We start from the raw sequence: 14659 nt of genomic DNA on the forward strand, positions 1-14659 counted from the left end.
CGGCAGAACCCGATGAAACGGGATTCGAGGCCCGCGTAGTCCCTCGCAGGCGTCGCACCGCCGCCGAATATTCCCATATGGACGCACGCCCGCACGATGTGGATATCGAGTATCGCGACCTCGTCGCTCGCCCGGCGGTTCCGGACAACCCAAGATGCCGTTTTGGGGCCGATCCCCGGCAGCCGCGTCAGTGCGTCCCTGAGCGAGATGTCGTCCAGCGCGGCCTCGTCGATATCGGCGATCCTCGCGAGGCACTCTCCCAGTTGTCGCGACCTTTGCCTGGCGAAGCGATACCGGACCAACCTGTCGCCAACTTTCAGAGGCATCGTCAGCATGGCCTCGATCGCACCGACGTCAACGACGGCAGTGCTACGCATCGCTTGCCGCACCCTCCCATATGCCGCGAGACCGACTTCAGCGGGCGCACCGTACCCACCGAGCAGGCAGGCGGCAACTTCCTCCGCCAGGGTGTCGCCAAGGCCGAACGCCTCACCGCCCGCCAATTCCTGCATCCAGGCCTGTGCGGCCCAGAACGCAGGGGTCAACGCTTCTTCAAACCGGCCCCAAGCCACTCCCGGGACCACGGACTCCGCAGGATCGGGCAGGAAGAGTCTCACGGGTGTGCCGTTGTGGAGGGAGATGACGTGTTGCATAAATTGTCCCGAGGAATTATGCATTATATTCATTTCGTGAAACACAGGTCAATGCAATCGACGGATATCATCGATACCGTGAACGCCGTCCTAAGGAGCACTCGCACTCGACAGCGCGAGTTGGCAGAGTTCTGCCGCGTCACCCAAGGGCATGTGAGCAAGGTTCTTTCGCGCAAGGTGCCGCCTTCCGCCGGGCTCGAGGCCGACCTCGCTGACTGGCTCGTGAAGGCGGACAGCACGGCAACGGCGTCCGGTTCGGAGTTGGAGGAGGCCATGAGCCGCCTGCGCAACGCGCCGGAGGAGCATCGAATGCATATTCTGCATATTCTTAACAACCTTTCGGCTCTCGTATGATAGAGAGGGCGCGAAAGGGATTCGGCGGCGAGAATCGTCGGGCACGCGATCCGTGGCCCGGTGCCGCAAGTGCCAGGCTGTCGCAGTACCGTCTTTTGCTTGTGCAAAAAGCTGCGGTCGATTTGTCGCTTGCAAAGGGAGTGTTTACCGTCCCAAGTGTAAAACCAATGAGCAGCGAGACCTGATGACCATGTTGGATCCCAAGCGCCGATGATCCATTCCGGAAACCTGTCTCACCTCGCCCCGCCTGACTTCCGCAAGGACGCCACGCTGGACCGACTGGCCGAGAGGTTCAACGTCGCCCAGTTCGTGAGCTTCTCGCCGTCGCCCTCGGGACCCCGGCAGGAATACTGCCGGCTGGCCGGATTGCCGGCCAACCACCAATTCGCCACCGCCTCGGAAGCCGTGCAGGCGCTGTTCGAACGGAGCGGGGAAGGAACGGTCAACATTCGCACCTTCAGCGAAGCGTCTTCGCAGAGCCGCGAGTTCCTCTATGGGCTGCAGGACTCTGAGGCCGTTCTGACCGCCTTGGCCCGTTTCGCGGCGGACGGAAGCTTCGCCATAGTTAATGAGACCATCGACGTGTCCGATGGCGGCGTCTCCGGCGTGATCCTCGATGATGTCGTGGAGTTCCGTCCCGACGCGACGCCCCGTGGCGTCGAGAGGGAAGGTTTTGCCTCCCTCCCTGCCCCGTGGGCCAACGCCGCCTTCCAAACCGTCTTTGGATTCGGGCCCGAGCTCGCCCACGGCGAGGCGGCCCGCCTCGAGTTCAGCCTCCACCCCGCACCGCGGGGTTACCGGCAGTCGCACGTTCTCTATTGGGAGTTTGGTGCCCACCAAACCCTGCCCGGCAATCGGGTGGACGTTCGGTGGCCCAACGATTTCTCCCGGATGATGGGCGACAAAGCGTTCGGCCTGCTCGTCGCGCACCTGGCTGGTTTTCCGGTTCCACGGAGCACGGTAATTGGCCGGCGCTTGGCCCCATTTGCTTTCGGCACGCCGACCGGGTCCAAGGAGATTTGGACCAGGACGTGTCCGGTGGAACAGGTACCGGGCAAGTTCACCACCTCGCGAGGATGGTTGGACCCCTTCTCCCTACTGTCGAGGGAGGATCCCGACGGCACCGCGATCGTATCCGTGCTGGCCCAGGAGGCCGTGCCGGCCGTCTGGTCGGGCGCAGCGGTGCAGGGTGCGGACCGCATCCTCTATGTTGAAGGCGCCCGCGGCACCGGCGAGGACTTCATGCAGGGCACTACGCCGCCGATGGCCCTTCCGGATATAGTGGTGGCGACCGTCAAGGCCACGCACGCCCGCCTCGTCGCCGCGCTGGGCGACGTACGCTTCGAGTGGGCGTTCGACGGCGAGCAGGTCTGGGTCATGCAACTTCACCGTGGCGCTAGCCGTTCGGCCGGCTCGATCATCGTTCCGGGCGAGGCGGACGGATGGGCAGTATTCGACGTGTCGGAGGGTCTCGAATCGTTGCGGCTGCGGGTACAGTCGCTTCCGACCGGGCACGGGCTCCTGCTGCGGGGCGAGGTCGGTCTGACGAGCCACATAGCCGACGTCGCACGAAAGGCCGGGGTACCCACGCGCATGATTCGGGCGGACGATGCATAGCCAAGGCCGTCGAAATAGAACATAATGAGAACATCCAAGGCCAACCTTGGGTGGACAACCAAGCAGGAGAATAGAATGGCAAACTTCCAGGCTGTCGTGCACGCAAGGCAGGAGGCGAAGCGGGAACTGAGCACTCTGCGGGAGACGGTACGGATCCTGGCCGAGCAGCGTGCGCAGGAGAAGAAGGAGCAGGATGCTGGTAAAGATGGACAGCAGCACGGCCACGTTAATCAGCCGGCCTAGACCATGTACACCGATGCGGACCGCAGCCGAGAAGTAGTCCCCGAGAAGGACGGCCACGACAAAAAGTGGCGCGACGAGTTCGGCCGAGATTACGGGCGGATAATCCACTCCGCAAGCTTCCGCCGGCAGCAGGGCAAGACCCAGGTCTTCCCAAGCAGGGAGTCGGACTTCTTTCGCAACCGGCTCACCCACTCTCTGGAAGTGGCGCAGATCGCTCAGGGCATCGCCGAGCGCATAAACTACGACTACGACAAGGATCTCGGCGGCAAGATCGACCCAAGGCTTTGCGCGACCGCCGGGCTCGTGCACGACATCGGTCACCCGCCGTTCGGCCACAACGGCGAGAGCGCGCTCGACAAGGCAATGCAACGCTACGGCGGCTTCGAGGGGAACGCGCAGACCCTCAGAATCCTGACGCGCCTTGAGAAGAAGTTGCGGTACGCCGAACCTTTGGCGGGGGACGATAGGGCAGGGCTCAATCTCTGCCATCGGACCATCGCGGCCACTCTGAAGTACGACAACGAGATACCCGCCATCCGGAAGGCGGCGGACGGTTTTGTCAAAGGCTACTACGGCTCGGAGAAAATTATCGTCGACCGGGTCAAGGCATCGGCGCTCAACGGCTACGTCCTCGGTCCTGAGGAGAAATTCTGCACGATCGAATGCAGCATCATGGATCTGGCGGACGACATCGCCTACTCGGTCTACGACCTTGAGGACTGCTTCAAAGTCGGGTTCCTGTCCCCTGCGGAGATGCTGGCCTCGGACGACGCCTTGCTCAGCGCGGTAGCGAAACGGGCCTCGAAGCCGATGAAGCGGACGGTGACCATCAATGAGATACAGGCTGTCTTCATGGAGATATTCTCCGAGATAATAGAGCAGCCGGCGGAGGATGCGGATTCGCCGCTCGACGGCATCGTGATAGAAGACGACATCGCCCAACAAGCGAAGCGCGACGAGAGCCTGCTGACATTCGCCGAGGCGTACCGCACCTCCAAGGTCATGAGCGAGGACGGCTACAAGAGGACAGAGTTCTCATCGGAGCTCGTACACCAGTTCATCTCGGGGGTCGAACTCAAAGCCCACAAAGAGTGCCCATCACTCAGCCAGGTATACCTTCCGGAGAAGCTCATGCTCCGCAAGGAGGTGTTGAAGCAGTACACATTTGTGGCTGCGATCTATGCGCCGCGCGTGAAGCTTGGTGAATACCGGGGCTACGACCTCGTCACCGACATCTTCAAGGCCCTGATGGGAGACCGGGGTGACTTGTTGATGCCCGCCGATGTCCGGGGCCGCATTCGGAAAGCGCCTAATGTAAGCGTCAAAGCACGTGAGGTCTGCGACTTCGTCGCCGGCATGACGGACAGGTACGCGATGGAGTTCTGGGCGCGCCTCAACTCCGATGCAGCTGAAAGCATGTTCAAACATGGGGTAATCGCGGAGCGAGTCGCCCTGAAGCCGGAAGCGGTCACATATTGAAGAGCGGGTGGTTGTTCCCCGATAGGATGGAAGTACGGGCTCACGACTGGACGCCGGGCCCAAGCATCGAACGGAGAACAACCATGAGCGAATATATCGGTCTCGACGTGTCGTTGAAAGAGACGGCGATTTCTGTGCGGCGTGGCGGCAAATGGATCTGGCGCGGCAAATGTCCCTCTGATCCGAGTTTGGTCGCGGACGTTCTCCGCAAGCGGGCGCCGGCGGCCAAGCGGGTGGTGTTCGAGACAGGACCCTTGTCGGTGTGGTTCTATCATGCCTTGAGCGCCGAAGGACTTCCGGCGATCTGCATCGACGCCCGGCATGCCAAGGCCGCGCTGGACATGGCGCCGAACAAAACGGACGCAAACGATGCCGACGGCTTGGCGCATCTGGCGGAGGTCGGCTTCTACCGCGAGGTGCGGGTGAAGGGCTATGACAGCATGCTGAGCCGCACGCTGGTGGCCGCGCGGAGCCGGCTGGTCAAGATCACGACCGAGCTCTCCAACCAGATCCGCGGGCTCATGAAGACGTTCGGGCTGATCATTCCGCGAAGCAAGGGCGGCAAGTTCGAAGCCGACGTCCGGCGCCTGCTGGCCGGTCAGGAAGAGCTTGCCCGGATTGTCCTGCCCCTTCTCGAGGCTTGGCTCAGCATGCGCGCCCGCGCTGCTGAACTTGGACAGCAGCTCGTCGCCAACGCCCGGCACAATGACGCATGCCAGCTGTTGATGTCGATTCCCGGCGTCGGCACCATCACTGCGACTTCATTCATCGGCGCCATCGAGGATCCATCGAACTTCAAGACATCGCGCGCTGTCGGCGCGTGGCTGGGTTTGACAACCCGACGCTATCAATCCGGCGAAGTCGATTATGATGGTCATATCTCGCGGCGTGGGGATCCTCACCTGAGAGGGCTTCTCTATGAGGCCGCAGTCGTGATCCTTACGCGCAGCCGGGCTGACAGCAGTCTGCGCACATGGGGGCTGAAGCTGCGTGAGAAGATCGGCTTCAAGCGGGCAGCTGTCGCTGTCGCCCGCAAGCTCGCTGTCATCATGCATGCGATGCTAAAATCCGGTGAGTTGTTCAACCGGGAAGAAGCCATCGTGGCCTGACCATAAGGAAGTTCGAATGCGCCTACCCGAGGCGTAACGAGACGTCCCTGCCAGGACGTGGGCCGAGCCATTCCGCTGTGTCAGTTGCATCGTTGGCGGCACTACGCTCGCGATTGCGTTTCAAACCTTGGAAGGCTCCATCCCTCGCGAAGCCCATCATGCGGCGGCTTCATGTCGACCGCGAAGACGACCGTGCTCCCGGCAAACGACGCCTCAATACAAATTTGGGCTTGCATTTTGGTCCGCGATTAGACGACCGATATAACTTGTGCTCCATCAGTCTGCGTGGACCCTGGTTCCCGCGTCAGCGCGGCGCCGAAGCGGTAGGTGTCGGGCCCGTAGTGCTTTGGGGCTTTACCGCTTGGCTCGATCTCGATGGTTCCGACCGACCAGCCTGGCGGGGTGTGTGAACGGGCGGCCGGTCGTCCAGCCCAAACGGGTAGCCATTGCTATTGATTGGAAGGCAGCCCCGCTGCCGGCGGGTTTTTCGCTTTACGAGGTACCAGCCTTTTGATTCCGGGATCTCAGCGGTCCTGAGAACCCAACTCTCCCGCTGACCTTAGCTGCGTTGCCTCAGGCAGACATTCTCAACATCAGCAAAGAGCCCGAGAGCGGTGTTTGTGAATTTGATGTACCAAAGTCTGCTACGGAATCGGAACCCGCAGATAAAAGAGGTCCGCGCGTCCGACAGCTATTCGATCCTCGACACCCAGAAGCAGTCGGTCGGGTCACGGCCCCCTTCCGGTCATTCACAAGCCGGCCGATAGCCGAAGTGAGCCAGTGCTGTTTACGTCGAAAACACATAGGCCGCCGCTACATGTTCGTGTTTTGTGCTTCGAAAGTCGCATAAATGGCAGTGTGGAACTCAACGGCGGCTCATTGGTTTTGCGGGTTCAGCTCGTGGAAAAGGTCCGTCGGCCTTTCGTGAATGCGGGTTTCCGCATCGCCTACCTCGATTTGGTCGATGACCGCCGGACAGGCGAGGCGGAGCCGTATCTCCGCCCGAGAGCACATTCGCGCGCATTATTTCGACGAACGCGCCTATCTTTTCATCCGCAGTGAGAAACCTGCGTTTGACGGATGCAGTGGTGCTACGCTTGTGGAGCCCCGGGGCGTCTCTATGCGGCAATCCTTCATCGTGAGCCGATGCTATTGTGCAAGTTTCGCAGCACTGCGGGTGGCGATATCGGCCAAGACAGCATGAAGAAGCGTTCCAACTTCCTGTTCGGCGACCCCGGGTGCAATTCCTGATTCGGACAGTTGAACGAGAATTGCCTTGGCGGTGTTGCGCCAGAAGGCGTTCGCGTCCTTCCCGTTCTTGGATTCCAGGACCCGGGCGATCCCTTCGACCAACTTCCGCCGCCGATGCAGCGGAAACGCGCTTATGTTTGAATCACACATCGATCACCTCACCCCTTCAGTCGCGCGAATAAGCATTGGCGGGTGAGAAAATTTGGTTAACAGCGCTTTTTGGGACAATGGTCAGCAATGGAATAAAGCGTCTACCCAACAAGCCAAGAGGTGTGCCACGTGTTGATGATCGGCGCGTGCTGAACGGCATCTTCTGGGTGCTGCGCTCCGGTGCTCCATGGCGCGACCTGCCTCAGCGCTATGGCCCGCGCACCACCTGTTGCAACCGCTTCGTCCGATGGCGAAAAGTAGGTGTGTGGCTGCGCAGTAAGAGTCTACGCCTAAGGTTTGCGGAGCCTCACGCCGGCGCGGCTGCCGTTCTCCGGGATGAACTCGACGCCGGCGGCCTAGAGGGCGATGCGCAAGGCAGCAACGGTTCGCTCTTGGAGCCCTGTCGGGCCGCGACATCTACTTAATGTCTATTTTAGACAGTCGCCGCGACCATAACTTTTGATAACAGGTCAGGGTCGCGGGATGCCGAGCCGCTTGAAATACCGAGTTGTGGGGTGCTCGCGATCGTCCCGCCTCAACCGCGCAAGTGCGTCATCATCGCCGGCGAGCGCCATAGCCAAACCGGGAGCGCTTATTCTCCACGGAGCACCGGGCATTGTCTGATTGTGATGACGGTCCTTGATCACCAGCCGCCTGAGTGTGTCGTCGCTTGCGTTGTAGTCGTGCCTGAACAGATCAATGACCCTCTGGACCGTGATCGCCTCTGCCCGTGGCAGGTAGAGCGGCCGAAGCCGTTCGCCTGTTTCTGGCGCTGTTTTGACAGGGAGTGCATTTGTCATTCGGCCCATCGCGCTATTCTGCGGCCCGCCGTTTCGCCCGACATCACGGAACGATATCGCCCCCCATGTATTAGAAACCCATGGATACTATGGAACCCCACGGCCACGGGATGGCGGCCGATCTTTTGACATCGGAAGTTGCCAATGCCAGGCAGCGCATCCACCGGACCGAGCTCGCGATTCAACGCACTGAAGAAATGCTGGCCGAAAATCTCGCGCTGTGCAGCAGGATACGAACTGCGGTCGAGGCCGCAGACCGCTTGGTGAAGATCGATCCCCCCAGCTTTGAAGGACGTCGCGCGGGTTGAACTGGGCCGGCGTTTCATCGTCGCGACCTTGCGGCACCCTGCCGCAAGAGCCTGCCCTGTTGGCATCACAGCGTGAGCAAACATTGGACAGAAGCATTTCAACGGTCGCTATGTGCAACACCGACGCTAGATCGACACGATCTTCTGTTCAAACAGCGGGGATTAATGCTCGGCGGATCGAAGGGGGCACGGGGGTGTTCGCGCGAGCCAGTTAGCCGATCTCCCGCTCAGAAATTTCAGCCAAAATATTCCGACCTCCTGATGGAACCCGTTCGTTGCGGGCGAGTTACGGCTCATTGGGGACGGACTTCCCGAACATGACAACGAGCAACAAAGCAGACCATCAGTCTGTCTCCGGAGCGTTTCGGAAACTGATCCGTTCCGAAGGCTATCGTCATCACGTACAAACGTTCTTAAATCTGGAGGTCGAACCAGAACTGCCGCCAACCCTACAGTCATTACTTGCGGCTATTGATCGGGCCAAACAGGGGCCGACGGAAGAAGTCCCTTAGCGGGCTGGCTGAGCGTCAGGTCAAAGAGTATAGAGGCTCGCTTCGTGGCTTGTCCCCCTGATTCCCACTCAGAAGTTATCAAACATTCTTCTTGATTTTTCTCGACAGAGGATCATGAATGTTCCCTTGGGTTCTCGCTGAGGTGGGAGGCCTTGTATGAACGTTTGGACGAACTGCCGACCCGACAAAGTGACTGCCAAACACCTTGTTCACGAGCTGATCCTACAAGCCCGTCGCGGCCAAATCATCTCCGTCAAAGAGACTATCGCAGCGGTGCGCCGAGACGGGCCACATCTGGCGGAAACTGACTGCGAGCTGGTGGAGCTTATTGTCAATGTTGCCCCAGCCTTTGGCCTGTTCGTCGGGTTCGATCTTCGCGAATAACCGCCTCCTCAACAGGGCGGACCGTGGCGACACGGTCTCGATCAAAGCGGCACTACGCGAAGCTCGGGAGACTGCGCCTTATTTGGTGGCCTCCAACGAAGAACTAACCGAGGCGATCGTCGAGGCAGCAACTGCCATGGGCCTCTGCGTGGCTATCGACGGTCGCGAGTAGCTGTCAGCCAACTTCAGCCGCTGTGGCATCGCAACGGAAGCGCGCCGTCCTGCGCCATTTCAATAGTCAGAGGTAATCCGTAATTACCTTCGCAACCTGCTCACTCTGCCTGTAGAACGGGAACTGGGCTGAGCAAAAGTATTTGCTGGAGGAACTTGATCGGGCCGACAAAGAGTGACCGCATGGCTCTCCACTGGTTCAACCCTCCGGCCCCGGTCAAGACCGAGCGTCCCGGGGTTATCCGCAGCGTAAACAACGCCGAAGCAGCCGGCGAGGAGCTGATGAAGTGGACCAAGCGTGGCCCTTGCTGGGACCTCGCGGTGCGCGTTTGCATGGCCGTGATTTTCGACGAGATGGAACCTGAGGAGGCCCGCAAGGCATTCCTGGCTGCTGCCAAAGAGGAGGGGACATTACTCCCCCCAATGACAATTAGCTAAATTGGATGCGGTATAAGGTTCTAGGTGTCTCTTACCAACACCGCCTTCGCGAAAGGAGCCCGCCGCCGGTGAGGGAGAGGCGACGGACCCCCCTACAGCGGCTGCACATCCACGAAGAATCCCGCTGCCACCTCCAAACTCGCGAGGGCCTACATCGTTCCCTTAGCTGCGGCTAAAGCGGGGTTGGTCGGCGGGCTCTTGCCGCTCTAAGTTCCCCCTTATGGGTCCTCTCTGGTTCTCTCCACCGGTCTACGTGAAGACGAAACGTCCGGGCATTCGCAATGGGGTCAGCCACGTCGAGGGAACCGCCGAGGAACTCATGGGGTGGGACACAAAGGGCCCGAAGTGGACGAAGGCGGTTCAATCCTGCGTCGACGCGTTCGAGGGCACGGTGTCCCCCCAAGAGGTCCGTGAAGCCTTTGAGGCGGCTGCCAGGGAGGCCAACATGTATCTCTCCCCTGAGTAGGAGGTATCATGGCGCCCATCTGGTTCGTCCCTCCGGTGTTCGTGAAGACTGAAACCGGTGTCAGACATGGTTGCACCAATGCGAAGGAAGCCCTTGAGCAGCTCAAGATATGGACCCGGCGAGGGCCTCACTGGCATAAGGCGGTGACCCTCTGCCTGTCAGCCTTGGAGGGCGATTCAATTGATCCCCACATAATACGAAAGGCCTTTGAGGCTGCCGCTAAGGAGGCAAAGATGTATCTTTCCCCGTAGGAGGAGTTGTCGTGGCAACCACTGGTTCTCCCCTCCGGTGTACGTCAAGAGCGACCGACCTGGGGTCACCTACGGGTGCAACAACGTCGAGGGTGCCGCCGAGGAACTCATGAAGTGGACCAAGATGGGACCTAAGTGGAGGAAGGCTGTGCAACTGTGCGCCGACGCTTTTCAGGACCAAGTGACTCCGGAAGAGGTCCGTCAGGCTTTCGAGGCTGCCGCCAAGGAGGAGGGGGTGTTCCGTGACTAGCAGGCCGGTGCCCATGGCTATATTGGGAAGGACCCGTTAGGCTGTCTAATGCTGACCAAGTCCGCGCTGCTCGAAATAGACCCGGATACGAGAGCATTCACTCTGGTCGGCGCATTTATGGGCCATTTTGCACTTCTTGAACTGGCATCGGAGCTGCTCTGGGCGAGGTACTTGGCGTCAATGGGGCACGTCGACTAATCATCAATCGAAACACAGGGTTCGACGAGAAGATCAAAACCGTGCGCACACTATAGGGGACCGGAACCGGAATGTCAGGCTTCTAAAGCCGATGGCAGAAACCGGATACGCTGTGGCGGCATCTGAGGGCACGTTCCTGCTCTTGATTATCGCCTGTGAGCTGTGCGCGAAAATCGGGAATGGAAGGGCGGAGGCAGGAAGCACGGCCTCAGGCGGAGGCGCTAATCAAGCGGGTCGGCAATGATCGCAAAAGCTCCACACGGCCGGAAGCGAAACTAAAGAAGTAGTCGCGCGTTGGGCGGCGGATAACGCTGTTTCGTCTCTGAGTATGGTTTAGGTCAGAGTGGTCAAGCCAACGTCGCGTAAGGCAATCAATGCGTCGAGCGCTAGTCAAGCGAAGTCGCCCGCTCGTGACGAGGTCACTTTAGCGCCGCCCGCTTTCCGGCCGGTCCAGCTCGCAACGCTCGTGGACACGGTCCCTGCCGGTGATCGTTGGATCCATGAGATGAAATACGACGGCTACCGTATTCTCGTTGCCGTCGGCGGTGGCGAGGCGCGAGCCTACACACGATCTGGCCTGGACTGGTCTAGCCGTTTTCCCTCGATCCTCTCCGAGGCTCGCAAGCTCAAGGTGCGCTCCGCCCTGATTGACGGCGAGGCCGTGGTTGTCGATGCGGAAGGAAGATCTAACTTCCAGGCGCTTCAGAATGCATTGAAGGGTGCCCCGGCGACTATCGACTTTTATGCGTTCGATCTGCTGCAGCTCGACGGCGAAGATCTGACTAGGCTTCCTCTCCTTGAGCGCAAGGCGGAGCTGGAGGCGATCTTGCCTGCGAAAAATCCGGTCCTTCGTTACTCCGACCATATCCTCGGTCGCGGAGAAGAGTTGCTCGATCGTTTCTGCGCAGCCGGTCTTGAGGGCGTCATTTCAAAGCTCGCGGACTCGAGTTATGTGGGAGCCCGCGGCGCAAGCTGGCTGAAGATCAAATGCATCAGGCGGCAGGAGTTTGTGATTGTCGGCTGGACGCCGTCCGACAAGGTCCGCGCGTTTCGGTCCTTGATCCTTGGCGTTCATGACGGCGGCAAGCTGCGTTACGCCGGGAAAGTCGGCACCGGCTTCGATACCGCTGAACTTCTTCGTCTCTTGAAGATCATGGCGCCGCTTGAGCAGAAGGCCGCGACCGTCGACGCACCACGCGCCGAAGTGCGCGGCGCACACTGGCTCCGTCCGAAACTGGTCGCTGAGATTGCTTTCACCGAAATGACAAATGAAGGGACATTACGACATCCGAGCTATCTTGGTCTCCGCGAAGACAAGAAGCCGGAGGCGGTCGTGGTCGAGATGGAACGTCATGCAGCCGATCTCGCCGCGTCTGCGACAACCGTCGCGATAAGTAACCGTGACCGCGTCATCTATCCGGATTCCAACATCACCAAGGGACAGCTCGCCGACCATTATACGGCGGTCGCGGCGATCATGCTTCCTTGGGTTGGCAGCCGGCCGATCAGTCTCGTTCGATGCCCACAGGGCCGCGCGAAGAAGTGCTTCTTCCAAAAACACGACGCCGGCAGCTTTGGCGACAAAGTCCACCACGTCGGCATCACGGAGAAGGACGGGCACGAGGAACCATATCTCTATATCGACGATGCCGAAGGACTGATGACGTGCGTCCAGATGGGAACGATCGAGCTGCATGGATGGGGGGCTCGGATCGAGGATGTCGAAAAGGCCGACCGCCTCGTGTTCGACCTCGACCCCGATGAAGGCCTCGATTTTGAGGCTGTCCGCGCCGCTGCCTTTCAGTTCCGCGCTATCCTTAAATCGCTGGGGCTTACGACTTTCCCGATGCTGACGGGAGGCAAAGGAGTGCACATCATCGCGCCCCTCATCCCTGGCGCCGAGTGGCCCCAGGTGAAGGACTTTGCGTCTCGCCTGGCGCAGGCGGTCGCCCAGAGCGATCCGGCCCATTTCACGGCCGTGTTGTCAAAGGCGCGCCGCAAGGGTCGCATCTTTGTTGACTATCTACGCAATCAGCGCGGGGCGACCGCGATCATGCCCTACAGCGCAAGATCACGTCCGGGCGCCCCTGTGGCGGCACCGATCACGTGGGCGGAGATGAAGACAATAGATGCGCCCTCACATTTCCACGTGGGCGATGCTCCTGAATTAAAGAAACGCGCAGCCTCCAAAGCTCTGGCTGGATGGGGTCGCGCTGACCAATCCTTGCCCAATCTGTAGCGTCCGACGCGGGAAGAGTCAGTAAAGCCAGCATTCAAAGGGCAACGCGGCGCTCATGGCCCTGCCTGATTGGAACCTGCGGAGATCGGCCTCGTTTGGCTGAAGCCATGGCAAAAATCGATCCGATGACCGTCGCCAATCTTTTGAGGGAATATGCGCAACGGGCGTCCATGCGCGGCGACAATCCCTATCGCACAAAGGCATACCTGCGCGCCGCGGACAGTCTGACGGCGCTATCGCAGCCGCTTGATCGGATCATCGCCGCCGGCGCCCTCACCAAGATCCCGGGGATCGGTGATGCGATCGCAGATATCGTGACCAAGCTTTACCAAACCGGCACGCACCCGAGCCTTGAGAAGCTGCGCGAGGATGTTCCAGCGGGCGTGATGGAGCTGTTTGCCATACCCGGGCTTCGTCCCGATAAGATACTGAAGCTTCATCAGGCGCTCGGCGTGAACTCGCTGGCGGAGCTCGAGGCCGCGGCAAGAGAAGACCGCATACGCCCGGTCAAAGGACTCGGCGCTGCGCTTCAGACAAAGCTCCTGCAGAACCTGGCCATTGTGCGAAGCGGCGAAACGCAACTTCACCTGCACAAGGCCGCCGCTCTTCTCGAACATGCGGTCATATCGGTGAAGCAAGAGCATCCAGAGTTTTCGCGCGTCGAAATTGCAGGTGACTTCCGGCGCGGTTGCGAACTCGTTTCCGACTTCGCCCTGGTAGCGCAGGCCGAAAAATCGACTTGTATCGAGGAGACGACCCTCAGGCTTGTTGTCACGGACAGGAAGCACTTTGGCGCGAGCCTGCTCGAAGCGACCGGTTCGGCAGATCACCTTGAGCAACTGAAGACGTTCGCGGCCGACAAGGGGTTCACCCTAAACGCCGACGGGCTTCATCGCGGGAGAAAGCTGATCGCGTCAGCGACAGAAGAAGAAATGTACCAAGCTCTAGACTTGCAGTTTATCGAGCCAGAATTGCGCGAAGGCAGGGACGAGATTGAACGAGCTGCAAAGCAGAGGCTCCCCGCCCTCATCCGGGATGAAGATCTGCATGGCATCCTGCATTCTCACACGACCGCATCCGATGGCACCGAAACGCTTGAGGCAATGGCGGAAGCCACGCGCAAGCGCGGTTTCGAATACTATGGTGTCGCCGATCATTCGCAGTCCGCTCATTATGCAGGCGGCCTTTCGTTGCAGGAGATTGCTGAACAGCACCGCGAAGCCGACCGGCTGAACAAGGCATACAATGGAAAATTTCGCATACTGAAGGGCATCGAGGCGGACATCCTGGCGGATGGCACGCTCGATTACCCGGATCATATCCTGGAGACGTTCGATTTTGTCGTCGCGAGCGTGCACAGCCGCTTCAAGTTGCCAAAGAAGGAGCAGACGGAGCGTATCATCGAGGCGATCGGAAATCCTCGGACGACAATCATCGGGCACATGACCGGTCGCCAGCTGTTGCGCCGGCCCGGTTATGATCTCGACATCGACAAAGTCCTCAAAGCGTGTGCGAAACACGGCGTTGCCGTCGAAATCAACGCACATCCGTGGCGACTCGACCTCGACTGGCGCTGGCATCAAAAGGCACTCGATCATGGCTGCATCTTCAGCATCAACCCGGACGCTCATTCGATACGCGAGCTCGACCACATGCATTGGGGTGTCGAGATGGCGCGCAAGGGCGGAGTCCCTGCGAAGCGGGTCTTGAATACGATGCGTTTGACGGCACTCCTTGCGCATCTCGCACGCCGCAGGCAAACGTTCTGACCTGCTTGTGCGCCCGG

14 protein-coding genes and 2 pseudogenes are annotated in these 14659 nt (G+C 60.0%); 14 read left to right on the top strand and 2 right to left on the bottom strand.

The window, feature by feature from the left end; all coding sequences use genetic code 11:
- Positions 1-53 precede the first annotated feature (53 nt).
- Positions 54-686, bottom strand: a pseudogene (locus NKH23_RS34580) (8-oxoguanine DNA glycosylase); the annotation flags it as partial.
- An 18-nt stretch (positions 687-704) separates the two neighbouring features.
- Here NKH23_RS34580 and NKH23_RS34585 point away from each other — a divergent pair.
- From NKH23_RS34585 to NKH23_RS13220, 5 genes are all read left to right on the top strand, one after another.
- On the top strand, positions 705-1007 hold the full coding sequence (locus NKH23_RS34585; RefSeq protein ID WP_023679058.1) for a hypothetical protein: 303 nt from the start codon (positions 705-707) through the stop codon (positions 1005-1007).
- A 210-nt stretch (positions 1008-1217) separates the two neighbouring features.
- Complete coding sequence (locus tag NKH23_RS13205; RefSeq protein WP_353034794.1) at positions 1218-2624, top strand: hypothetical protein; 1407 nt, start codon at positions 1218-1220, stop codon at positions 2622-2624.
- Between the two features lie 75 nt (positions 2625-2699).
- Positions 2700-2867, top strand: coding sequence for a hypothetical protein (locus tag NKH23_RS13210; protein ID WP_156937410.1), 168 nt, complete (start codon positions 2700-2702; stop codon positions 2865-2867).
- 3 nt (positions 2868-2870) lie between these two features.
- Entirely contained in the window at positions 2871-4346 is a 1476-nt protein-coding gene (locus NKH23_RS13215; protein ID WP_353034796.1) for a deoxyguanosinetriphosphate triphosphohydrolase family protein, read from the top strand.
- An 83-nt stretch (positions 4347-4429) separates the two neighbouring features.
- Positions 4430-5455, top strand: a complete 1026-nt coding sequence (locus NKH23_RS13220; protein WP_352671815.1) for an IS110 family RNA-guided transposase — start codon at positions 4430-4432, stop codon at positions 5453-5455.
- Between the two features lie 1149 nt (positions 5456-6604).
- Here the strand turns inward: NKH23_RS13220 and NKH23_RS13225 are convergent.
- Entirely contained in the window at positions 6605-6856 is a 252-nt protein-coding gene (locus NKH23_RS13225) for a DUF6074 family protein (RefSeq protein WP_352541505.1), read from the bottom strand.
- 77 nt (positions 6857-6933) lie between these two features.
- On the opposite strand from NKH23_RS13225, the pseudogene NKH23_RS13230 reads away from it, so the two are divergent.
- The 9 genes and pseudogenes from NKH23_RS13230 to NKH23_RS13270 all read left to right on the top strand — a co-directional run.
- Positions 6934-7131: pseudogene (locus NKH23_RS13230) on the top strand (transposase); the annotation flags it as partial.
- A gap of 635 nt (positions 7132-7766) precedes the next feature.
- Entirely contained in the window at positions 7767-7964 is a 198-nt protein-coding gene (locus tag NKH23_RS13235) for a hypothetical protein (RefSeq protein ID WP_352492323.1), read from the top strand.
- Positions 7965-8632: 668 nt separating this feature from the next.
- Positions 8633-8860, top strand: coding sequence for a hypothetical protein (locus NKH23_RS13240; RefSeq protein WP_352458909.1), 228 nt, complete (start codon positions 8633-8635; stop codon positions 8858-8860).
- Between the two features lie 354 nt (positions 8861-9214).
- On the top strand, positions 9215-9469 hold the full coding sequence (locus tag NKH23_RS13245; RefSeq protein WP_353034798.1) for a DUF982 domain-containing protein: 255 nt from the start codon (positions 9215-9217) through the stop codon (positions 9467-9469).
- A gap of 220 nt (positions 9470-9689) precedes the next feature.
- Complete coding sequence (locus NKH23_RS13250) at positions 9690-9935, top strand: DUF982 domain-containing protein (protein ID WP_353034800.1); 246 nt, start codon at positions 9690-9692, stop codon at positions 9933-9935.
- 8 nt (positions 9936-9943) lie between these two features.
- On the top strand, positions 9944-10186 hold the full coding sequence (locus tag NKH23_RS13255) for a DUF982 domain-containing protein (RefSeq protein ID WP_352877556.1): 243 nt from the start codon (positions 9944-9946) through the stop codon (positions 10184-10186).
- A gap of 37 nt (positions 10187-10223) precedes the next feature.
- Entirely contained in the window at positions 10224-10436 is a 213-nt protein-coding gene (locus NKH23_RS13260; RefSeq protein WP_352877559.1) for a DUF982 domain-containing protein, read from the top strand.
- Positions 10437-10977: 541 nt separating this feature from the next.
- Positions 10978-12873 (top strand): DNA ligase D, encoded by a 1896-nt coding sequence (ligD, locus tag NKH23_RS13265; RefSeq protein ID WP_353034803.1) that lies wholly within the window; start codon positions 10978-10980, stop codon positions 12871-12873.
- Positions 12874-12980: 107 nt separating this feature from the next.
- Positions 12981-14642, top strand: coding sequence for a DNA polymerase/3'-5' exonuclease PolX (locus NKH23_RS13270; RefSeq protein WP_353034805.1), 1662 nt, complete (start codon positions 12981-12983; stop codon positions 14640-14642).
- The last annotated feature ends 17 nt before the right edge of the window (positions 14643-14659 follow it).

The sequence above is a fragment of the Mesorhizobium sp. M1328 genome (assembly GCF_040318075.1).
Taxonomy (GTDB): domain Bacteria; phylum Pseudomonadota; class Alphaproteobacteria; order Rhizobiales; family Rhizobiaceae; genus Mesorhizobium.